We start from the raw sequence: 21,587 nt of genomic DNA, 5'->3' as shown, positions 1-21,587 counted from the left end.
AAAATGTATAATAAGACCAAATACCCGGATTATATAAAAGGCTTAATCCCACGGTCCTTATTATTACTATGTTTTTAGGTTACAGCTTTTCCAAACCCAGCTCGATAAGTTAGTACTGGCTAACACAATTACAAAGTAGAAAACTCCTTATTTTTCTTTGCTTGTAAGCTTACTATTGCCACTTCACTTTTCTATATGTCGCTCACATTAGATTAAGCTAATTATCCTTAAAAATAGTTCAAGGAATGACGCAAAAGTCATTCCTTGATTATCTTCATATATATTTTCGTCAGCAATATGTATTTATTTGATGGAAAACCTCGCCCGTTTTTTCATCTTAAAATAGCAAAAAGAGTAAACATTTTCATTTTAATTTGTTAGTTGCAACTAACTTATATTCAAACTATATCATATCGCCAAGCATTTGTCAAACCACTTTTCATTTTTTTACTTTTTATCTTATACTTATTTCAACAGAAGTTAAATCTAGTGTTAAATCTGCTTCCGCTTCTGCCATATGAAAGATTCCAACGGTTGCCTGAGCCATAATTCTAATAACCCCTGTGACTACCCTTCCTTGGGAATCATATTTGCATTCCATTTCACTTAAAGGCAATCGATAAACAGAATTGATACATTCAGCCACTTGGAATTTACCGGTTTTTTTACTTTTATATTTCATAGAACTTAGCTTTCCGTAAAGGCATTTACCCAAAATGGATTTATAAAAAATATCTCTTGCTTTTAAAACAACCTCCTGCTTTTCATTACTAAACACTAAAACACAAGGATGCTCAAAACCTTTATTTCCCATGGAAATCATATCACTATCAGCCTTCACAATTTTAAATGGAATAGGATAACTGCCAGGTTCAGAATTTTCACACCATTGCCCATCGAATCCCTTTTCGTGAAAGCTGCCTTCCTCATGAAAATCGTTAAATTTCATCTCCAAAAGGGAAACCACTTCTGATTCCAATTTACCTATAAGCTTTTCTGTTTGTCGTTGTGCAACTTCTGTGCTTGCACCCAATGTTTGTGTAAGAAGCCTATAAATCATATATTGCTGATGCTCCAGCGCAGCGGCAATACTATCCCCTAAATCTGTAAGAATAACCCTTTTTGAACGCATACTTTCATCCATTTTAAGCACGCCCATGTCCTTTAGCTGATATATCATTCGGCATGCGCTGGGCTTTTTTACGCCCATATTTTCCGCCACAGCCGGCAACGTGGCCGTAGAAGCTTGTAATGCACTGATTATTAAAATATATTTAAGCTGTGCTTCGGTAAAACCATCAAGAACCGTACTCTTTTTCATTCATTCTCTCCTCCCTATTACCAGTTTACTTTAATCTATTAGAAAACACGTTGCTTCGTCAAATACAGAATCAAATTTTTTATCTGCAAAAAGGTAGCATAACACAATTAGAAAAATAAAGCTCTGTCATTCCACCACTTTCAAATAATTTTTATTGAGTTTTTTTTTAATTCCCATTTAGTTTCTTATGGCTAACTATTTTATTCGAAAATAACATTCCTTCTTTCTTTTGTCAACACCCATAAAAACGAAATGCATCTTTTAAATTGACATCAAACTATGATTATGCTATAGTTTTGGCATAAACCTCGCCCGTTTAAATTTTTAGAAGTGCGCAGATTTTTTGCGTATCTGCTTTTAATTTAGGAGGGCTTTTTTATGTACAATAAACGTCTTTTGGGACTTGCACCCAATAGTAAAAAATATATTGCGGCAACAGTTTTCTTTCAATGGATTAGTCTTATCTGCAATATCTCCATCACGCTTTCCATATGTAGCCTGATCAATTCAGCCTTCTTTAACAGTTATTTACCAATAAATATTGCTCAAAGGACAGCTGTAATTCTGATACTTTGCGGTATTCTTCGCTTTCTTACGAATCTTTTTTCGTCAAAAACGGCTTACCTATCCGCCCAAAATACAAAAAAGTTTCTAAGAGAAAAAATATATGCCAAGCTTACCCAAATTGGCCCTTCTTACAGTGAACATATTTCAACCTCTGAGGTGGTGCAAATCAGTACAGAAGGAGTAAACCAGCTTGAAATTTATTTTTCACAATATATGCCGCAGCTTTTTTACAGTCTTTTAGCCCCTGTCACCCTATTTCTAGTTTTAGCAAATATCTGCTTTCAGGCGGCAATTACACTTTTTTTATGCATTCCTCTGATCCCTTTATCTATCATTGCAGTACAAAAATTTGCTAAAAAGCTATTAAATAAATACTGGACTGCCTACACTGATCTGGGGGATGCTTTTTTAGAAAATTTGCAAGGAATGACTACCTTAAAAATTTATCAAGCAGATGAAATGAAGCACAAAGAAATGAATGAAAATGCGGAAATCTTTCGCAAAATTACGATGAAAGTACTTTCCTTGCAGTTAAACTCCATTTCTATTATGGATTTGATTGCCTTTGGTGGCGCTTCCGCCGGTATTATCCTTGCCATTTTGGAATTTTCCAAAGGCACCGTAAATCTATCTGGCGCAATGACAATTATTTTACTTTCGGCAGAGTTTTTTATTCCATTAAGACTTTTAGGCTCTTATTTCCATATAGCCATGAATGGAATGGCAGCGGCAGACAAAATTTTTAAAATTTTGGATACACCCATTGCTGAAAAAGGAACTGTTCAAATAGAAAACCATGATATAACCTTTCAAAATGTTTCCTTCTGCTACGAAAATGACAAAAAAATTTTAAATAATATCTCCCTTAAAATCCCACAAAATTCCTTTATTTCCTTGGTTGGAAAAAGCGGCTGTGGAAAATCAACAACAGTCGGTCTTCTAAAGGGCACCTTAAAGGGATACACAGGCAGTATAAAAATCGGTGGCAAAGAATTAGGAAATGTAAAAGAAGAAAGCCTCATGGAAAATATTACGCTAATTCACCATAATAGCTACCTGTTTCAGGGCACCGTTGCATATAATCTAAAAATGGCAAAGCCTAATGCCACCGACACCCAAATGTATACCGCACTGAAACGAGCGAATTTTTTAGAATTTGTTGAAAACGAAAAAGGTCTTGAAACGCATATTGATGAACAAGGGAGCAACCTTTCCGGCGGTCAACGTCAAAGATTGGCTTTGGCAAGAGCATTACTTCATGACACACCGATTTACATATTTGATGAAGCCACTTCAAACATTGATGCAGAAAGTGAAACATACATTATGGAAACTGTCGGTGAACTTTCGAAAACAAAAACAGTTATTCTTATCTCCCACCGCCTTGCAAATGTTGTGAACTCCGACTCCATTTATGTATTGGAAAAGGGAAAGATTGTTGAACAAGGTTCTCACGCTACGCTAATGGAAAAACACGCCCTTTATGCCAAGCTGTTCACTTATCAAAAACAACTTGAAGAATATGGGAAAGGTGGTAGACAATATGCGTAGAAGCGGAATTAAAATTATGGCTGGTCTAATCGGGCTTATCAAACCCCTGTTTCATTTTATGCTTATGGCTATCATCTTGGGGGTTCTGGGCTTTCTCTGTTCCATCTCACTTACCATTCTAGGAACAAGTGCAGTTTTGAAGCTCCTTGCCTTTCCTGCTTATTTCAGCCTAAAAGCCATTTTTACCATGCTGATCCTTTTTGCCGTATTGCGTGGATTTCTGCGTTATGGGGAACAACGCTGCAACCATTATATCGCCTTTAAGCTATTGGCCATTATACGAGATAAAGTTTTTGCCTCTTTACGGCGTTTATGTCCGGCAAAACTGGAAGGCCGTGACAAAGGAAACCTAATATCTATTATTACAGAAGATATTGAATTATTGGAGGTGTTTTACGCCCATACGATTTCGCCAATCGTAATTGCGATCATTACTTCCCTGATTTTTGTATTCTTCATCGGAAACTTTTCCTTTTCCCTTGGGTTAATTGCGGCAGTTTCCTATATTTTTATTGGTGGAATCATTCCTCTTTTCAACGGCAAAAAAATAAAAACCTATGGCATGGACTATCGAAATAATATTGGAAAAATGAACTCTGTTTTTTTGGAAAGTCTGAGAGGCCTTGGGGAATTAATACAGTTTGGGCAGACGAAAAATCGTCTTGATGAAATAAACAAATTAACTGAAAATATATCAGCCAAGGAAAAAAAATTGAAAGAAGCAGAAAGTTTGACAAAAGCAATTACAGATTTTTCGATTTTGGGATTTACCGCAATCATGCTGCTTGCGGCTATGACACAGTTTTCTTGGGGAGTTCTTTCTTTTGAAAAAGCATTGCTTGCAACGGTAACTCTGATGAGCTCTTTTGGCCCTGTGGTGGCTTTAAGCAACCTTTCTAACAACTTGGCCCATACATTGGCAAGTGGTGAGCGTGTTCTTTCTCTGTTGGAAGAATCTCCCATGGTAGAAGAAAAAACAGATGGAAAAAACATTCCCTTTCATGGTGTAGAATGTAAAAACCTTACCTTTGGCTACAGGGAAGAAGAAATATTGCAAAACCTTTTTATTGACATACCTTGCGGAAAAATTATCGGAATACATGGAAAAAGCGGCTGTGGAAAATCTACCTTGTTAAAACTGTTAATGCGATTTTGGGATAAAACCTCCGGAAGCATAAAATTTTCGGATACGGAAATAGAAGAAATTAACACCGCCTCTCTCCGTTCCAACGAAAGCTATTGCACACAAGAAACTTATCTTTTTCATGACACAATTGGCAATAATATTGGCCTTGCAAAGGCTGATTCCACAGAAGAAGAAATAATAGCCGCCGCAAAAAAAGCTTCCTTGCACAACTTCGTTGAAACCCTTCCAAAAGGTTACCAAACCCCTATTGGAGAACTGGGTGACACGCTCTCCGGAGGTGAAAAACAGCGTATAGGCCTAGCAAGAGCCTTCCTTTCAGGCGCACCCTTTATGCTTTTGGATGAACCGACCAGCAACCTTGACAGCCTAAATGAAGGGATCATTTTAAAATCCCTTAATGAAGCGGAAAATGTAACAATACTATTGGTTTCCCATCGAAAATCTACGTTAGGTATTGCTTCAAAGGTATATTCGGCAGAAAGGGGGCGACTAAGCTAAGAGACCCTTAATGTGAAAAAATACGGTTGGCAATCGCTTTTTCAAGCTTAAAGTGTCTACTTATTCATCCTCTTGCCGCCGCAAATCGTGTTACATATTCTAAATTATCAAGGAGATGATAAATTTGAAATACATATATATTGCACTCGGCTTTCTATTCTTTGGTATTGGTGCTGTAGGTGTGGTGCTTCCTATCCTCCCAACGACCCCTTTTCTCCTGCTAGCATCCTTTTGTTTTGCCAAAGGTTCTGAACGCTTTAACAAATGGTTTAAATCAACGAAGCTATATCAAAATAATTTGGAAAGCTTTGAAAAAAACCGTTCAATGACTTTCAAAACAAAACTTTGTATTCTCATTCCCGTATCTATTATGCTTATCATCGCTTTTTTCATGATGAATAATATTGGGGGCCGTATAACCATAATTCTTTTGATTATTGTAAAATACTACTACTTCTTATTTAAGATTAAAACCATACCGGCAGGGGAATTACGTGCTTAATATTAGACAAAGCAACAACCTTTATGAAAAGAAAATGTCGGCTTCATTGCCTAAATCATCACCACCGACTCAGTGAAGTTGTCAAGTTAATGTAGATAATTTAAAAACCATCTTAAGGAAAGCCTTGTTCAGTCTATATTGAACAAGGCTTAAATATTTTACTAGTGCCAAGAGCAGCAATGGAATTATCCAAATGCCCTTTAGGCATTCGGCCTTCCCCACCACTATCTAGATATTTATGAACCCAATGATTCAAAGACTGTAGTCCATATTTTTTTGCTTTGCTTGGCTGCATATGGCAGATCACCTCTAGAGAATTTTATATCTAAAAACATATATGTCTACACCTGATAATCTACTCTTTAAAGACACAACATAACAATATTAAACAAATCAAACGTTATCATTCAATTTTCGGATAATAGAGAAACTGTAATTTATTTCATTAAAGCCATACAGCCCAATCTCCATAATCAAAGGTACCACTACCATGATGTAACTTGCCCTCTACTCTCAACTGACGAAAAGCATCTCTCATACGATTCAAAATTTCCGGCTGAATATCCAGCGAGTGATGCGCCGGAAATACTCTTTTTACCGGAAGTGCTGCAATCACTTCGAGAGAAGCAAGGTATGCCTGTGGGTCGGTGGAGGGATAATATGCAAACAAAGTGTCTTTATAGACAAGATCACCGGTAAATAAGTAACTCCGCTGAGGCTCCCAAAAGCACAGATGTCCCGGGGAATGTCCCGGTGTATGCAATGCAGTAATCACACGCCCACCCAGATCTATAGTATCACCATCGTGCAGAATCCGTGTAGGTGTTCCTTGAAAAAACTCATATGTATTAACATCATAATTTTCCGGCAAATCGCAGCGATCTATGACCATATCTCGGATAGTGTCTATGGTAAGGGGAAATTCCCCGTTAAGCCAGTTCAACTCTGCCTCGTGGGCATAAAAATCAGGATAATATTTATGTCCGCCAATATGATCCCAGTGAATGTGCGTTGCCACAGCAATTACTGGTTTATCCGTTAGTTTTCTCACTTCTTGGGAAATATCAGAAATTCCCAATCCTGTGTCAATAAGCAAACAGTATTTTTGACCTTCAAGGAGGTAACAGTGTGTTTCCTCCCAGTGACGATATTCACTGATAATGTGGGTATCTGCATCAATTTCATCAATAGTAAACCATTTTTTCATATTAAACTCTCCTTTTGTGTTATAGCAATAAGTGCGATTCCTTACCATATTTTACTACAAAATGATTACAAATAGTGATAAATAATAGTCAAGGTCTATTTTTAATTGTAAGCGTTACAACTGCTCCGCCCCCGTCTCTTTGGTTTCCGATTTTAAGTTGTCCCCCATGCTTTTGGGCTACGGATTTGGTAAAATAAAGTCCCATACCATAATGTTTGCCAGAACGAGCTGTCTGCTCCGTAAAAAACTCCGTTGTAGCATTTTTAAGACCGGCAGCAGAAAACCCCTTCCCCCTATCAGACACAATAAAAGACAATTCTTCATCATTCCAAGTAACTTTAAACTGAATGTCACTTTCATAAGAGGAAAACTCCACAGCATTATTCAGAATATTTAAAACAGCTCGGCTAAGCAGTAGCTCATCTCCATAAAATGTTTCTGGCAACATATTCCGTTCTGTGTGCAAAGTAATTTTTTTTACATGGCAAAGTGCTTTTGCTTGTTTTTCAATTTCCGAAAGAAAACCTTGGATCGAAAAAGTATGCTTTTGAAAATCCACGGAATCCGTTACCATAGTAGTGCTCATAAGTAGCTCAATATAGTTTTCAATCCTTCCAGAACTTGTTTGAATATATTGTAATAATTCTTGATCTGCCTGTGGTAATTCTGATTCCAACAACAGCTCGGTATTGCCTTTAATAATGGTCAAGGGTGTTTTTATATCATGAGCAATAGCAGAAATTTGTGTTTTTTTGCTTTGTTCCATATTCCATTGTTGGTTTAAGGAGTCTGATAATGCTGTTTTTAGTTCGTTTATGGATTGCAAAACAGTATTTAGTTCACGAATTTTTGTAGGAACAATTTGAAAATCCAGATCCTTTTCTCTTATAGAGTCAGCAGCTTTAATAATTGGAGCAAGTTCTATTTTTAATTTTCTGCTAAATTTAAAGGCAATTACGAAAGCTATCAAAATGAAACAAACAAAGGAAAATATAATGGCCAGTAATTCAGGTTTTGGAAACAGTCGATGTAACTTTGGGGATGAAAAGTGTGCTAATATATCATATTTGATAATAAGATCGCTCTCATCATTACGTCGAATCAGTTTAAATTGACCGCTTAAAGTGTTGAAACTGCCGGAAAGAAACTCTTTCACCCGGGAAATTTCCTCTTCCGTCATATTACTACTTTGTACATCACCTGTTTTGCTGAGTAATACATAGGTGCAAGAAAAAGGAATCAACGATTGATCAAATGGTTCACTTTGGATCAGCTGATTTTCAACTTTCAGTAAAGCTTGTTCGGCATAATTTGCTGGTAAAATACTACCATTTTCAAGGGCATAGTAAAAGCCAGAAAGAATAACTGTAACAATTAAAATCATTATAGCGCAAAACACAGCTAAATATCGCAAAAACAACATATAAAATGAAACGGCCTTTGATTCTTTTATTTCCATTTATATCCTACCCCCCATACCGTTTCAATTGGGCATTCAGCACATTTAGAAAATTTTTCTCTAATGTTCTTCACATGTACACGAATCGCAGTAATATCACTTTCGGAATCGAACCCAAAGGTTAATTCAAGAATACGTTCCAGTGAAAAAACTTGACCTCTGTTACATGCTAATAGCTCGCAAATTTCATATTCGCTTTTTGTCAGGGAAATGGGTTGATTCTTTGCTTTAATTTCCTTTTCGGATAAATCAAAACGAACATCATCAAGCACAAGGGTTTGATGACGTTGGCGATGCTCTCGGCGAAGATGGGCTAAAACTCTTGCCCGTAATTCAGAAAGACTAAATGGCTTTTTCATATAATCATCTGCGCCAAGACTAAGGCCTTCTACAACATCTTGATCCATTGTCTTTGCCGTCAAAAAAATAATGGGACAGTCTACATCTTGTCGGATACTACGGCAAAAAGAAAATCCATCAACCTCGGGCATCATAACATCAAGTAAAATCAAATCATATTCCTTAAAATCCTTTGCCGTTAATCCTAACGTATTATTTTTGTATGTAACCATATGCCCATCCCTTGTAAGGGCATTTTCAATTAATTTGCATATATCCTTTTCATCATCAACCACAAAAATATTTGCCATTTAACCCCTCCTTTTCCCATCAATTAACTGCTTCTGCCCGCAACAACTTTTCGTTAATCTCTACCATTACGGCTTCGCTTTCCGCAACGCCCGCAATTTCATATACACTTCCATAGAAATATGATTTACGATTTTGATTGGAAAGCTTGCCCGGTATCAGTTCTACTTTTGTATATTCACTTTTGGGAATTATCTGACCTGATGCCTCATCAAATACAACCTGTGTTCCGATTGCCTGAAGAAATCTTCCTTCATCCTCTCTGGATAGGCTCTCTTCAGTAACTTTATAAACTATTTCTCCGTGGAGTAGTTCCCCGGCATTTTTAGGATTTATGCAAAATTCTGTCTCTTCCTCTCTATCACCATGCAATGCTCTAAACTGTATCATCTCATCCCCGGTAGATAAAGAACTAGACGGCTTTGCCACATGAAACTCTCCATCTACAACAATTGCTAATCTGTTATCCTTAAGACTATAAATATTTTCAAATTGAGCGGTATCATTTGCCTCTGAAGGAATTTCTTTTGTCAACTCAGTCCAATAATTTTTATAAGAAAGATTACCTATGGTTTTCAATATTTCATTTTCTTTATTTAAAAAGCATAGGCTCCCCGTAATACCAATCCAAGCATTGATTTCCTCTCTGCCAACGGTTTCATTTAAAATGGTGTACGTATTGTCTCCAAATACAAATTGTCTTGCATCGCTCTCCAAAATTTCTCCCCTGGGCTTATCGGCAGACCTATCCCCTTGTAACTTTTCTAAAACAGAACAACCGATAGATGGAAAGGAGAAAATCAACACAATGATGATTAAAAGTTTAATCCATTTCATTTTTTTCACCCTCCCAGTTTTCACTCCATAACTTTAAGACGAAAAAGAGAATGAAACTTGAGATTAATATAAAAAAGAATCCCTCACACACTCCAAAATTTTCTGTAAAAGGCTCATTTATTACCTCACTCTCCACAAGTATACTGGAAAAACGGGTTGCAATGCTCCAAGGAAGAATCGGCCAAATACAGTCACCAAGTCCCGTTAAAAGAAGTGCAGCTAGTAAACTACCGACAATACCAAAGCTTAGCGTGATTCCTTTTCCAAAAGCAAAGCTTAATATATATTGTAACATATATAATGGTAAATTCCCTAAAAACAAAAGTATTGCTGCTTTTAGATATAATGACTTCGGTAGAAATACATTCCCCATCGCCTGAAATATAATGCCAAAACCTAAAACTGCTATGAATGTAGATAAAAGACCAAACATCAGCAAGACTGTCAACTTTCCAAGGTGAGGGACGTATTTTTTAGCGGGAGTACAAAGAAGCACTTGAAATGACCCCGCTTGCTCCTCCAGTTCCCATTCCATTGCCATAATCACTCCGATTAGAAGGGGAAATGCCATGGATAGCACTTGTAAGTAAGCAGATATTTTTTCTGCTTCATCCCATGGCGAAACTGTATAGTAAGTAAGAAATGCTGCAACACCCAAAATTGGGATAAGCAAATGAATCAGTATCAAAGATGAGTGCATCACTTTATAGACATCAGACTTTATGCTTCTTATAAATTGCGTCATCATTGCACCTCACGTTTCTGAAACCATAGTGAAGTAACAAGGGTTAGTAAAATATAAAGGACAATTGAAATTAGCATCCCCGGGAAAATCACATGAGCATCAGCTATTTTACTGCCTGCCTCCACCTGTAAGCCATTGGGTAACACGCCAATCAACGGGCACATAAGCCTTGCGGGAATAGAGAACGGCACCCACCAAAAACTTTTCACCGCACAAATTACAGCAATACCAAAATTACAGAATAAGCTAAGAAGAATGCTTATAAAAGCTCCCATTTTCTCTGTAACAAACATCCAGAGAGGAATTTCCCATGCGAAGCTGATAAATAGCACTAAGCTTGCGCAAAAGCTTGATGCCATAGGTATTGCTTCTCCAAACAGGATACCCCCAACGGTAATCCCAATAAAAAATATCATACAAGTCATGAATAAAAACAATGTGCATAGTATCACTTGTGCATTCCAAAGCATGTTCTTCCGTACAGCTAACCCAAACAACCCGTGTCTATTCTTTTTTTGCTCCCTCGTCACTGTAAAAGCAGAAAACATGGTAAAGCTACCTGGCAGAAGCATGGTATACCACCAATTGTATGCCCCGTTTTGCAGATTACTTCCGCCCATTAGCACCAGCGTCAGTAAAATTGTAAAAAGTGGTGCCAACCATAGTAACATCTTGTTAAAACTATGCTTTTGCTTCAGCCATTCCGACTGAATAAAATTAAGCATTTGCCTCACTCGCCTTTCTCACAACATGCAAAAATAGGGATTCCAGATCTATGGTGGGATTAATTTTATCTTCATACCATAGCTTTCCCTTTGCAATAATACCGATATGATCGGCAATTTGTTCTACCTCCGATAAAATATGACTGGAAAGAATAACTGTAATCCCTTGCTGGGGAAAAGAACGAATCAATTCTCGCAGTTCACCAATTCCAATAGGATCTAAACCATTTGTAGGTTCGTCTAAAATAAGTAATTTGGGCTTATTTAATAATGCTATGGCAATACCAAGGCGTTGTTTCATACCCATAGAAAATTGGCCTGCACGCTTTTTTCCTGTCTTTGTAAGGTCCACAATTTCTAAAACCTCATCAATACGACTATCAGGTAACCCATAAAGCAAAGTCCTGACCTTTAAGTTTTCGCGAGCAGTCAAATTTTCGTAGATTGGAGGCGATTCAATAAGAGCCCCTATAGATAATAAATCCTTGCGATTCCATGGTTTTCCGTCAAAATAAATCACTCCGGAAGATGGCTTCACCATTCCGGATAACATTTTCAATAAAGTTGATTTTCCGGCGCCATTCGGACCAAGGAGTCCATAAACCGAGTTCTCCGTTACGGAAATTGAAATATTATGATTCGCTTTTTGTTTTTTAAAGTTTTTACATAAGTGTTTTGTAATCAATATGTTTTTCATAAAAATATCCTTTCTTATTGAGATAAAAATAAGGATATCGATTATTTATAAAGATTCTATAAGCTTTTTTAAGACTTTTGCATGATATAAAAAAAATTTTCCACCTCTTTTCATCACCTTTTTTAGGTTTTCAACACAAAAAAACAACCTTTCCTGTAAAAGGCTGTTTCATTTGTCTAATAAATTAGGATTCGTAATTAATCTTTGAGTATTATTTATTTTATATCTATTGCTGTAAAACCACTCAACATAACAAGTTTTCTTAATATTGGATGATACATAAAGGGACACTTGATAATTTTTTTTAATATTTTAAAACGGAGCCTAAAAGTTTTTTGAAAATATTTTTTTTCCTTATTTGCATTTTTGTGGGCAAAAACCTCGCTCAATAGTGTTGCACTGTCAATTGCAAAACTTATCCCTTCAAGAGAACTGGGACTAATGAAACCTGCAGCTTCTCCAATCAAAAAAACGCCATCTTTGCCTGTACAAATGTCAAAATAAGATTTAGGGCGTAAAACCATACAAGCCTCAGTTTTAAACGGATCTCCGAATATAAATCCGTATTTTTTCAGTCTTTGCTTTTGTTTTTCAAACGCTTCTCGACAACCTTGTGCTGCAAAAGCTCCGCCAAATATAAGAACATCATCTTTAGATATAGACCAAGAACAACAATCACTGGTTTTTTTATCAAAAATACAAGAATAAAAAGGCGTTTGATGCTGTTCATGAAACCATTGCTGTATGGCAATATAACTTGGTATCGTTTTATTAGGGTACAAGGTCTTGCGTACTAAGGAATTCGCGCCATCTGCGCCGACAATATATCGGGTTTTAAAAACTTGTCCATCAAAAAGTTCAACGGTATATCCCTTTTCACTTTTATAAAGACTTCGAACACTGCCATTCACTTTTTCCACATTATCCGGAATCAAACTTAATAGCCACATATCAAATTTGTGACGATTTAAATTGATATATGTTCTTTGATAATGACGTATCAAACCGGTATGAACATCTATCGTTTTTACAGAAAATATTTGTGGGTCTACCAATATATCCTTTGGCATTGTAACATTTAGTCGAGCCAGTGAACGCTGGGCATCCTCGGAGAAAAGTCCGCCACAAGGCTTTTGAAATCCATTTTCATTCTGTTTTTTATCTATTAAAACAGCACGATATCTTTTAGGCAAAAGCCTAGCAAATGTTGCTCCAGCCGGTCCACCTCCAATGATCAGTACATCATAATAATCATTCTTCATATTTTGCTCCTTTGCAGTTACTCTGACAGCGATATTAAATTTAGACACACCCAATTTATAAGTATTCCCTTACTGCATATGTGTTGATTGGATTATACAACCTTGGTCTCATAAATTCAAGTTCTAGAGCACAACTTAAGATGTTCTTACGCTTTTTCGTGACAGATTTAAAACGGATAAGCCATAGAAAATGACTGATGTGCCTACAAGTATCAAAATGCTGGTAAAAGGTGAAACCACATGATCACCGAAGCTATACGTTATCCCCATATACTCTTTGAATTCACTCAGATATTTGGTCTCGATTCCATGGAAGGAAATATCCAAAGGGTCTTCCATCAGCACTTGCCGAAAGAGAGCCGCTCCATGGGATACAGGAAATACTTTAATAACTGTTTGTACAGATTCCGGTAGATTGCCGATGGGAAGATAAATTCCTGTCAAAAATCCAATTAGCGTTCCAATCACTGTTCCCGCCGTGCTAAACGCATGATGGCTTTTAAAAAATGAAACAATAAAACACATAAGTGATGTATTTGCCGTACTCGTTAGGAAAATCAGCAGTATCGTTTTTAAAGCAGAGCTGAAATCAATGCAATGGCCACCGTTTAAAACGATATAAGCCTCACTAACCCCAAAAGTTACAAGAGACATGATAATGCCTATCAGCAGTGCACTTCCCAAATATCCTTTGGTGAGGTTACTCTTCTTTATCGGTGAGGAATAAAAATCCTTATCTATTTTTTTTACTTTATCATCGATTAAAACTCCAAAGGCACCCATTGTCGTTGTTACCGAAGTGACGGTAAGGAGTCCCGATATCAGCCAGCTATTCATGAGAAAATCCACATTTTCTAGTCCCTGCATGGAATCCGGAAGCCATACATCACCCAAAAAAACTGCATAAAGGGCAACAATAATAAAAACTGCCAACAGCGAAAAAAATACGGCACTCCTGTCTCGAAAAAACAGCTTGAGATTCCGCTTTAAAAAAATGTTCATTATCTTAACTCCCTTCCCGTAATGCCCATGAAAGCATCGTCCATTGTTCCCTGTAGTACTTGAAAACCACTGATACAATCCTTGCAACGTTCTAAAATTGGTATGGCCGCCATTGTATCAGATAACTCGATACGTAACTCACCACATATTTCCTTGAAATTCAGTTGTAATTCATTTAAAATTCCACACAGAATTCCGTGGTCTGAAGGAAATAACCTTAAAGTATCGGATGAGTAACGGGTTTTCAGTTCCGAGGGTGTGCCTTTTGCAACAATTGTGCCGTGATCTATGACAATGACATAATCGGATTCAGCGGCCTCTTCCATATAATGGGTAGTTAGAAACACAGTCATCCGGTTTTCCGACTGTAATCGTTTTATCGTATCCCAAATACTTTTCCGCGTTTGAGGGTCCAGGCCTGTCGTGGGCTCATCCAGAAATAAAATCTGCGGTTTTTGCAACAATGCACGGGCAATATCCACTCTGCGACGTTGACCGCCCGAAAGCTTACCATAAGGGTAGTCCATTATTTCACTTAGTTCTGTAGCTTGAACAGCCTCATATACAAAATTTTTGATTTTTTTCTTATCCAATGTATAAAGTCCCGCTCTTGCAATAAGATTTTCTCGCACAGTAAGCAAATCATCCAGCACATGATCCTGAAAAACGATCCCTATCGTCTGCCTTATTTTCTGACTATCGTGCCGTAAATCCCAACCTCCTATCACACACTCACCACCGTCAAAATCCAACAGGGTACATAAAATATCAATAGTCGTTGACTTTCCAGCTCCGTTTGGTCCAAGGAAGGAAAACATCTTTCCTTTTTCAATATAAAAGCTGAGGTCATTTACAGCTTTTTTATTACCGTAACTTTTTGTTAAACCGGATACTTCAATTATTTTGTTCATAGTAATCGCTCCTTTCTGCAATCACTATAACAAGGCGGCTGTATCCTTTCAATAGATGGGACTGTATCCTGCAACTCAAGCATCGCAAGATGTAAAAAAAGGATGGTAAGTCGCAAACGACTTACCATCCTTTTGATAGTATTTACAATACTTAAGAACCGTAACGCTGTTTTAGTCTATCATTCAACTTATCACTCAGTTTTCTGTCTCTATATCTGTTAGTCAAGAATACTGCGGCATATACTAACAGAACAGATACAAGAAATACAGTAATTTCTTTCCCATCTCTGGGGTTTACCCAATCCCAAAGAAAGGCAAAATACAAGAGGATTGCGGAAAGAACAATAAAATGAATGATGTTACGTATGAGCATTTGCTTTTTATCAAGTTCTCTACGGCAAAGGAAAATGAGAAAAGGCAAATCACTGACAACTGCCATCACTATGATTCTTCCTATATCTACAAGAGTGAACTTTACATCCGGATTAAAAATCAGACAGAATACATACATGGAGATAACAACTCCTGTGGTTATCATGAAAAAACTGTCAATCATTTTTTTTAATAATTCTTCTTTACGCATTTCAGCACCTCCTAAAGTCCCAAACGTTTTTTAAGATCGGGAACATACTGACGTGAAATGATAACTCGCTCACCATTGTCCATCAAAGCTTCGAAACGTCCGCTCAGTGCAGGACTAAGTGCTTTCATTTTGCTCAAATTGGCTATCACTGACTTAGATACCCTCAAAAAATCACAGTTAGAAAGAGATTCCTCCAATTCATAAAGCTTTTGTCTGGATTCATACACCTTTTCCGTTAAATAAAAAAAGACTTTATTGTCTACTGCTTCTATGTAGTAAATATCGGTGGGTTTGATGCGATAAATATTGTTTTCCTTATATGCAACCAAACTATTCTGCGCTTTCAACCTTGCAATCATACGGAGAAGCTCTGGCGTCATGCTACGGCATTTGAAAATGATTTGATCCTCTTCATTGTCCTGGGGTTCCATAATGACGATTTTCAAGCTTCTCCACCACCTTTCCATTTCTTATTGCACTTAAGTATCAAATCTTCCCACCCTACAGATTAATTTATCTATAAAGCATAATGATATCGTTATTCATTAACAAATCATTTTCCATTATAGAATTGTATGTCAATAAAATCAAGAAATATCCTCTATGAAATCACCTAAAATTGGTTTCAAACCCACTTTTATTAATCTATTTCCTGGGAAATATGCTAATTAATAATAATGTCTTCTACGAAATGTCTTGGGTTACCTGACGTAGATTTGTCTGACTTTGCTTGTAAACCAATGATTAAAACAACTTCTCCATCTCCACCATACCCTTGCTGAAATTGTTTATTCAAACTTTTCATAGCCTCAAAGGTCTCCAAGATTTGCATGGATGGCCTAACATTATAGTTGCTTACTTCAAAAACTAATTTCTGGTAAATTTCCCCGCTGTATATATATCTTAAATCACTGGAGCTGTCACATTTTATTAGAACATACTGATTCTGGGTATCCAATCTATCCTTGAATTGTTTTATGGAACTTTCACCAAACCCCTGCCAATCATTTGATGAGAACTTCACAATTGGTTGTATAAAGGGCTTTAATATTCCTGGCACTGTATTGAGGGATAGACCATACCGAAACTTATTTTTCTCCCATTCTGTAAAGCGAAACACGTCTAATAACTCTTTTGTTGCAGCTTCATCTTTGGATTCGATCATAGTACCTTCCAGTAGTAAACCTTCCAACTTTTCCACTTCTGCACTGGATTCTACAATTGTGTAAGAAAAATCGGGATAATCTACGGTGCATTGATCCAACACTTTTTTTAGCTCAATATCTTCATCTAACTTTGCAGAATCATAAGTACTGCTCGTTTTCACATCAAATGTTCTCACGTCCTCATCTTTAAACATCTTTATTGTTGCAATTAGCGGCCTTTCTTCGTTAAAATCGGGGGTACGATATGTTATCTCTAAACCGTAACCATACTGCAACGCGCCCCGCTTATAACTTTCAATAAAAGTGCCTTGACTCATCATCAGCTGTTTGTAATCACCATCTACCACATCCAAAGCCTTGTCCATATCTGCATAGAGTTCAATTGTGTCCCAACTAATAGGTTTCACTAACCACGGTTGTGTATTATGGCTGCTCGCTGCTCGGATTCCATATGCAATCATTTTTGATTGATCATTTTCCAACTGATCAATATACTGATCAGACCATACCGAACCATATTTATGAGTAAGAAACGTTCCATCTAAACAAACAAATACTAACATTACCACCAATAACAAACTTCCGATCATCATCATAACTTTATTCCTCTTTTTCATTTTCGCTACCCCATTTTTAAATTTGAATCATCATCATTAACATCTCAAGTCCTTCTAATAATACTGCCTCAGAATTTCTATTGTGATAGTATTGAATGTAATTTGATTTCTTTGTTAATATCTTAAATAATCCAATGATACAAGACCAGAGAACAAATGCTGTATTAACGATATCTATTTCCCTTCTAACTACCCCCTCCTCTATACCATCTGCCAATGCAGATGTTAAATAGGCAAACAATCGCTCTCCAAGGGCATAACATTCTTCCCTGGACTTATCGGGTATTCCATTGGTAAAATCCTTTTCCCCATTTTCATAACTCATAATGGCATTAAAATAATCCGGATACTCATTATTGAAATCGTAGAGGGTTCTACCCATTTGCTTTATTCTATCTAATGCATTCTTATCCTTCAAATTACTAAGATAGGATTCTATCTTTTCGATTAAAATTTTATATCCTCTTACCATAATTTCAAAATAAAGCTGTTCTTTACTGTTGAAATATATATATACTGTTCTTTTGCTGAATTCCGCTTCCTTTGCAATATCATCCATGGTAGCTATATCATAACCTTTTGAAAATATAACTTTTTCCGCAGCATCTATAATATCATTCCTACGAATTTCCTTTTCTTTTTCTTTACGATCACTTGCTCCCATCTGCCTCCTCCTTTTTACATCACACCGTATTTTGTAAACTATCAGTTTACTTTAATACATATTAGTGTATTTTTTATTTTTTGTCAACTTCTTTTGGTTCTGAACATTTCATCTTTTTTGATTCTGCTCAGTGGGTGGCAGATCAATTAGGTATGAATCTTTCCTTATATAAGCTTCTTAAAGAATATATGCCTGATACGGTTCAATGGACTTTTCCAAGCGGTGGACCAAATATTGGGATTACCCTTCCCCCATGGCTCAGTGCAGAAAGCCTTGTTTTTGAAGCTCAAAAAAATAATATTGCCTTTCTTGCTGGAACAACCTGTTATGCAAGTGAACCTGAGTTTAATCATATTCGCCTAAGCTTTTCATCTTTAGATGACGAATAATTAGAAAAAGGTAATCTTACTTTATGTAAAATTGTATCCTCATCTATTGATAAAAAACAAAAAATAGAATGCTTCCCTATCCTTTGATTTTCATTACTTTATTTATGGCGAACATCCATTTTTTACCTATAAATAAAAATAAGGCATTGGGAGTGCTGACCCAAAGCCTTTTGTTTTTCCTATTTGATATAACGGTTTTTATTTTTGCAGTATTGCGGAGCTTTCTTTCTATTTTATTCTGGAGGACTATGCATGTGATCCCCATACGCAAAGCCTCATTTTTTTGCAGAGAACTCCATTCAATGCCCCGCAAAATGGTCTAATTCATAACTTATTACTTTTTTTAGAATTTTTTATTGTTTCTTTTGATTCCCCTGACGACCCGACTGGCGGCGATTCAAGCTACAACAATCCGCAGTGCTGTTTCCAAACAGCTCCTTGTTTGATTTTTCCATTTGTTTAAAATAATTTTCAAATGCTTGTTTCATACGATTCCAAATTTTCATTGTACACGCCTCCTGACGTAAATTATTTTATATTGTAATTATATCAAACAAATATGAAGAAACTATGTCTTTATATTATGTTTTTTATCTTTTTTTGTATCCCTGCTATTTTTTTCTGCATAAGTCCATCAAAAATTTTTCTAAACAAATATTAATAAAAACAACAAATAAAAAGGCTAAGCCGAGGCTCTTTCGTTAACCTACCACTTAGCCATAATGCTATGGAATTTTTGATTTTCAATTCCCATGAAAATTTCTTCCTATCGGTTCTAAACCTCAACAATACTTTGGATGCATTTAAAAATGTGGTGTTCACATTCACCATCATAAATTAACCGAAGCAGAGGCTGCATTCCTTTTACCGGAAAATTAGAAGATGCGTAGGAAATCAGGGGGGAATCTTCAATCCCCATCAAAAGCAGTCCCTTATTTTCAATATCACCAGTAATCCATGCCTTAACAATATCTGTTATATCAATCTCCGTATAACCCACATGACTATCATTTTCAAAAAGCACTTCCATCTTTTGGTCCACCGTGGGAGCACAAAAATTACACATATAGACGTTGAAAAAATCTAACAGTGGATACAATCCATACGCATTATTATCACTCGGTGAACAATTTGACCCATTGTTCAGTGGTTTTTTAAACAACACAAGCTTCGCCTGTTCCAATTCCATGGAACAATAAACCTGCCCCATACGCAAGTCAAAAAATAAGTGCAAAATATAATCCTGGCAAAATCCTCTTCCAAGAAGCAAATTATCCCCATTGTATGAAGAACTACAGTCGTCTGATGCACTTACGGCATCTTTTGCTTTTAAATCTACCAACCTCATTTTTTCACCTCCTACAATATACTATATACATCTTTTTTGTTTCGGAAACTGTTTTAGCAACTTGTTTTAGCATCTGTAACAACTTATCCCACTACGAATATAATATAATTGAAAGAAGATATCGAACTTTCACAAACAAAATATCAAGGAGGTGAATATTATGGCCATAGCTGTAACTGTAACAACCAACGAAACCTTATCAGAAGTTCAAGATAATGCGGTGCTGGACGTTACCTTCACAAATTCAGAGGCCTTCACCTATGCCGCTGAATCAACGGTTTACTATTTGGCACTCCTTACAGATTCAACACCCGTAACACCACTTACCCGGGAAGTTACCTTCTCTGTTTATCATGCAACCAGTGGTACAATAGCTGCCGATCAGACACAGACTTTTACTTTCGAAAACTCAACGAGCCTTGTTCCAACAATCACAGGTTCCGACGGAAGAATTTGCTATATGGCATAACAAGATTGAATGCAAATAGGCAAAAACAAACATATTGAGCTAACTTACCTTGTGAAAAAAGTCAGTATTTTTCGGTTCAATAACCCCAAAATACTGACTTTGCTTTATATGAAAGCTTTTTCTCCACTTCCCTGTCATGCACCAAACAAATATACTCCTAAAAATATTTAAATTGGATTCAACCCATACCTTTTGTCGCTGAAGAATTCTTGTGCGGCATCGTATCCCTGACGATATAAGAATCGATATGCAACGTCATTTACATCAATATCAAAGTCCAGGGAATGGATGTCTTTTGTATCAATTACAATAGAGCGTTCCTTGTTCAAGGGATTGCTTTCATAATTTTGCTGCTGTATGTAGGAAGATACCCGCAAAAGGCTTTCAATATATTGCCAAAGGTTACCTATTTCATTACGTTCAAGCTTGTTTTTAAAGCGAAAGCCAAGGGTAGACATATTTACCCCCTGATAAAGATCTGAATTAAATGCAGGATAATCAAAAATATGCAAGGGATAATTGTTCATTAATCCTCCATCACAGAAAACACTTGAAAAGGAATTCCCCAGAAAATCGGTCTGCTCTTTAACCACCGCTTCGAAAAACAGCGGCACCGACATAGAGATTCGAACCGCCTCGGCAACCTCCATCTTTGGTGTTGTTTCATAAGAAAAAATTTGCGTCGTCTTCATAGAAATATCCGTTCCAACCACATATAAATCAAAAAATGTTCGGTTGTCCTTATGTATTAGAGGGTTTTTAAAATCTTCGAAGGTATAAGGCGGCAACTTTTTTGTGAAATCAAACTGTTCGTTTATCACATCCTGTATCCATTCATAAAAATATTCCGTGGAGAACCATCCATAGTTGTTCATAAGCCGATATACACAGCTTATATCCTCCAAAAACCCTCCCAGCACCTCCATTACATCCTCAGGCAAAAACCCAATATTATCAAGCTGTCCTTTTGAGGCAATTTTTTTGTAATCCAAAGTATTGGATATTTTTCTTAAATCCCAAAAAGGTAGATTAAAGCTTAAAATACAGGCAGTGATTGCCCCCGCTGAGGTTCCTGCAACCCTCAAAACGTCTTTCATTAATCCGTTTTGAAATAGATAGTTCAATGCCCCAAGGTATGCAATTCCTAAAACGCCCCCACCTTCAAAAACCAAATTTTCAATTTTTCCAATCAAAGAAATCACCCTTTGTGGTTACATATTAAATTATATTGCTTAGGTGTTGATTATATTTTTGTAATAAGTTTTAAATTGT

At 36.6% G+C, this 21,587-nt stretch carries 23 protein-coding genes; 5 read left to right on the top strand and 18 right to left on the bottom strand.

Annotated elements, in window-relative coordinates; genetic code table 11:
• Positions 1 to 454 precede the first annotated feature (454 nt).
• Entirely contained in the window at positions 455 to 1,321 is an 867-nt protein-coding gene (locus P9Q65_RS04280; protein ID WP_304508102.1) for a hypothetical protein, read from the bottom strand.
• A gap of 378 nt (positions 1,322 to 1,699) precedes the next feature.
• Between P9Q65_RS04280 and P9Q65_RS04275 the strand changes: the two genes are divergently transcribed.
• From P9Q65_RS04275 to P9Q65_RS04265, 3 genes are all read left to right on the top strand, one after another.
• Complete coding sequence (locus P9Q65_RS04275) at positions 1,700 to 3,439, top strand: ABC transporter ATP-binding protein/permease (protein WP_304508100.1); 1,740 nt, start codon at positions 1,700 to 1,702, stop codon at positions 3,437 to 3,439.
• Positions 3,432 to 5,084 carry an amino acid ABC transporter ATP-binding/permease protein gene (locus tag P9Q65_RS04270; RefSeq protein ID WP_304508099.1) on the top strand — a complete coding sequence of 551 codons (1,653 nt, stop codon included), beginning with the start codon at positions 3,432 to 3,434 and terminating at the stop codon, positions 5,082 to 5,084. Before P9Q65_RS04275 ends, P9Q65_RS04270 begins: the two co-directional genes overlap by 8 nt.
• Before the next feature lie 124 nt (positions 5,085 to 5,208).
• Positions 5,209 to 5,586 (top strand): YbaN family protein, encoded by a 378-nt coding sequence (locus P9Q65_RS04265; RefSeq protein WP_330695201.1) that lies wholly within the window; start codon positions 5,209 to 5,211, stop codon positions 5,584 to 5,586.
• Positions 5,587 to 6,031: 445 nt separating this feature from the next.
• Here P9Q65_RS04265 and P9Q65_RS04260 read toward each other — a convergent pair whose 3' ends face one another.
• From P9Q65_RS04260 to P9Q65_RS04195, 14 genes are all read right to left on the bottom strand, one after another.
• Positions 6,032 to 6,793: an MBL fold metallo-hydrolase gene (locus P9Q65_RS04260; RefSeq protein ID WP_304508095.1), complete on the bottom strand. Its 762-nt coding sequence runs from the start codon at positions 6,791 to 6,793 to the stop codon at positions 6,032 to 6,034.
• Between the two features lie 88 nt (positions 6,794 to 6,881).
• On the bottom strand, positions 6,882 to 8,252 hold the full coding sequence (locus P9Q65_RS04255; protein ID WP_304508093.1) for a sensor histidine kinase: 1,371 nt from the start codon (positions 8,250 to 8,252) through the stop codon (positions 6,882 to 6,884).
• The gene (locus P9Q65_RS04250) at positions 8,243 to 8,902 is read right to left on the bottom strand and encodes a response regulator transcription factor (RefSeq protein WP_304508091.1); all 660 of its coding nucleotides are present in this window, start codon (positions 8,900 to 8,902) and stop codon (positions 8,243 to 8,245) included. The genes P9Q65_RS04255 and P9Q65_RS04250 overlap by 10 nt, the downstream gene beginning before the upstream one ends.
• Positions 8,903 to 8,921: 19 nt before the next feature.
• On the bottom strand, positions 8,922 to 9,737 hold the full coding sequence (locus P9Q65_RS04245; RefSeq protein ID WP_304508089.1) for a NisI/SpaI family lantibiotic immunity lipoprotein: 816 nt from the start codon (positions 9,735 to 9,737) through the stop codon (positions 8,922 to 8,924).
• Positions 9,724 to 10,482: a lantibiotic immunity ABC transporter MutG family permease subunit gene (locus P9Q65_RS04240; RefSeq protein ID WP_304508087.1), complete on the bottom strand. Its 759-nt coding sequence runs from the start codon at positions 10,480 to 10,482 to the stop codon at positions 9,724 to 9,726. The genes P9Q65_RS04245 and P9Q65_RS04240 overlap by 14 nt, the downstream gene beginning before the upstream one ends.
• Positions 10,482 to 11,207, bottom strand: coding sequence for a lantibiotic immunity ABC transporter MutE/EpiE family permease subunit (locus P9Q65_RS04235; RefSeq protein ID WP_304508085.1), 726 nt, complete (start codon positions 11,205 to 11,207; stop codon positions 10,482 to 10,484). The genes P9Q65_RS04240 and P9Q65_RS04235 overlap by 1 nt, the downstream gene beginning before the upstream one ends.
• Positions 11,200 to 11,904, bottom strand: coding sequence for a lantibiotic protection ABC transporter ATP-binding protein (locus P9Q65_RS04230; protein ID WP_304508083.1), 705 nt, complete (start codon positions 11,902 to 11,904; stop codon positions 11,200 to 11,202). The genes P9Q65_RS04235 and P9Q65_RS04230 overlap by 8 nt, the downstream gene beginning before the upstream one ends.
• A gap of 215 nt (positions 11,905 to 12,119) precedes the next feature.
• The gene (locus tag P9Q65_RS04225) at positions 12,120 to 13,166 is read right to left on the bottom strand and encodes an FAD-binding protein (RefSeq protein WP_304508081.1); all 1,047 of its coding nucleotides are present in this window, start codon (positions 13,164 to 13,166) and stop codon (positions 12,120 to 12,122) included.
• Positions 13,167 to 13,301: 135 nt separating this feature from the next.
• Positions 13,302 to 14,168, bottom strand: a complete 867-nt coding sequence (locus P9Q65_RS04220) for an ABC transporter permease (RefSeq protein ID WP_304508079.1) — start codon at positions 14,166 to 14,168, stop codon at positions 13,302 to 13,304.
• Positions 14,168 to 15,079, bottom strand: coding sequence for an ABC transporter ATP-binding protein (locus P9Q65_RS04215; RefSeq protein ID WP_304508077.1), 912 nt, complete (start codon positions 15,077 to 15,079; stop codon positions 14,168 to 14,170). The genes P9Q65_RS04220 and P9Q65_RS04215 overlap by 1 nt, the downstream gene beginning before the upstream one ends.
• A gap of 151 nt (positions 15,080 to 15,230) precedes the next feature.
• The gene (locus P9Q65_RS04210) at positions 15,231 to 15,662 is read right to left on the bottom strand and encodes a DUF3021 domain-containing protein (protein ID WP_304508075.1); all 432 of its coding nucleotides are present in this window, start codon (positions 15,660 to 15,662) and stop codon (positions 15,231 to 15,233) included.
• Between the two features lie 11 nt (positions 15,663 to 15,673).
• On the bottom strand, positions 15,674 to 16,108 hold the full coding sequence (locus tag P9Q65_RS04205) for a LytTR family DNA-binding domain-containing protein (RefSeq protein WP_304508074.1): 435 nt from the start codon (positions 16,106 to 16,108) through the stop codon (positions 15,674 to 15,676).
• A gap of 218 nt (positions 16,109 to 16,326) precedes the next feature.
• Entirely contained in the window at positions 16,327 to 17,445 is a 1,119-nt protein-coding gene (locus P9Q65_RS04200; RefSeq protein WP_304508072.1) for a hypothetical protein, read from the bottom strand.
• Between the two features lie 16 nt (positions 17,446 to 17,461).
• Entirely contained in the window at positions 17,462 to 18,109 is a 648-nt protein-coding gene (locus P9Q65_RS04195) for a TetR/AcrR family transcriptional regulator (protein WP_304508070.1), read from the bottom strand.
• Between the two features lie 80 nt (positions 18,110 to 18,189).
• Here P9Q65_RS04195 and P9Q65_RS04190 point away from each other — a divergent pair, with 80 nt between their 5' ends.
• A complete protein-coding gene (locus P9Q65_RS04190; RefSeq protein WP_304508068.1) occupies positions 18,190 to 18,498 on the top strand; it encodes a hypothetical protein in 309 nt (102 codons plus the stop codon).
• Positions 18,499 to 18,851: 353 nt separating this feature from the next.
• Here P9Q65_RS04190 and P9Q65_RS04185 read toward each other — a convergent pair whose 3' ends face one another.
• Together P9Q65_RS04185 and P9Q65_RS04180 are read right to left on the bottom strand one after the other, a co-directional pair.
• Positions 18,852 to 19,004: an LDCC motif putative metal-binding protein gene (locus P9Q65_RS04185; RefSeq protein WP_304508067.1), complete on the bottom strand. Its 153-nt coding sequence runs from the start codon at positions 19,002 to 19,004 to the stop codon at positions 18,852 to 18,854.
• A 269-nt stretch (positions 19,005 to 19,273) separates the two neighbouring features.
• Entirely contained in the window at positions 19,274 to 19,846 is a 573-nt protein-coding gene (locus P9Q65_RS04180) for a DNRLRE domain-containing protein (protein ID WP_304508066.1), read from the bottom strand.
• A gap of 160 nt (positions 19,847 to 20,006) precedes the next feature.
• Between P9Q65_RS04180 and P9Q65_RS04175 the strand changes: the two genes are divergently transcribed.
• On the top strand, positions 20,007 to 20,315 hold the full coding sequence (locus P9Q65_RS04175; protein WP_304508065.1) for a hypothetical protein: 309 nt from the start codon (positions 20,007 to 20,009) through the stop codon (positions 20,313 to 20,315).
• A 167-nt stretch (positions 20,316 to 20,482) separates the two neighbouring features.
• On the opposite strand, the gene P9Q65_RS04170 is transcribed toward P9Q65_RS04175, so the two are convergent.
• Positions 20,483 to 21,508: a patatin-like phospholipase family protein gene (locus P9Q65_RS04170; RefSeq protein WP_304508063.1), complete on the bottom strand. Its 1,026-nt coding sequence runs from the start codon at positions 21,506 to 21,508 to the stop codon at positions 20,483 to 20,485.
• Between the last annotated feature and the right edge of the window lie 79 nt (positions 21,509 to 21,587).

Origin of the sequence: Anaerotignum sp. (assembly GCF_030625865.1) — a bacterium.
GTDB lineage: Bacteria > Bacillota > Clostridia > Lachnospirales > Anaerotignaceae > Chakrabartyella.
Note: the sequence above shows the minus strand (reverse complement) of the source record. Positions and strands in the feature narration are given on the sequence as shown.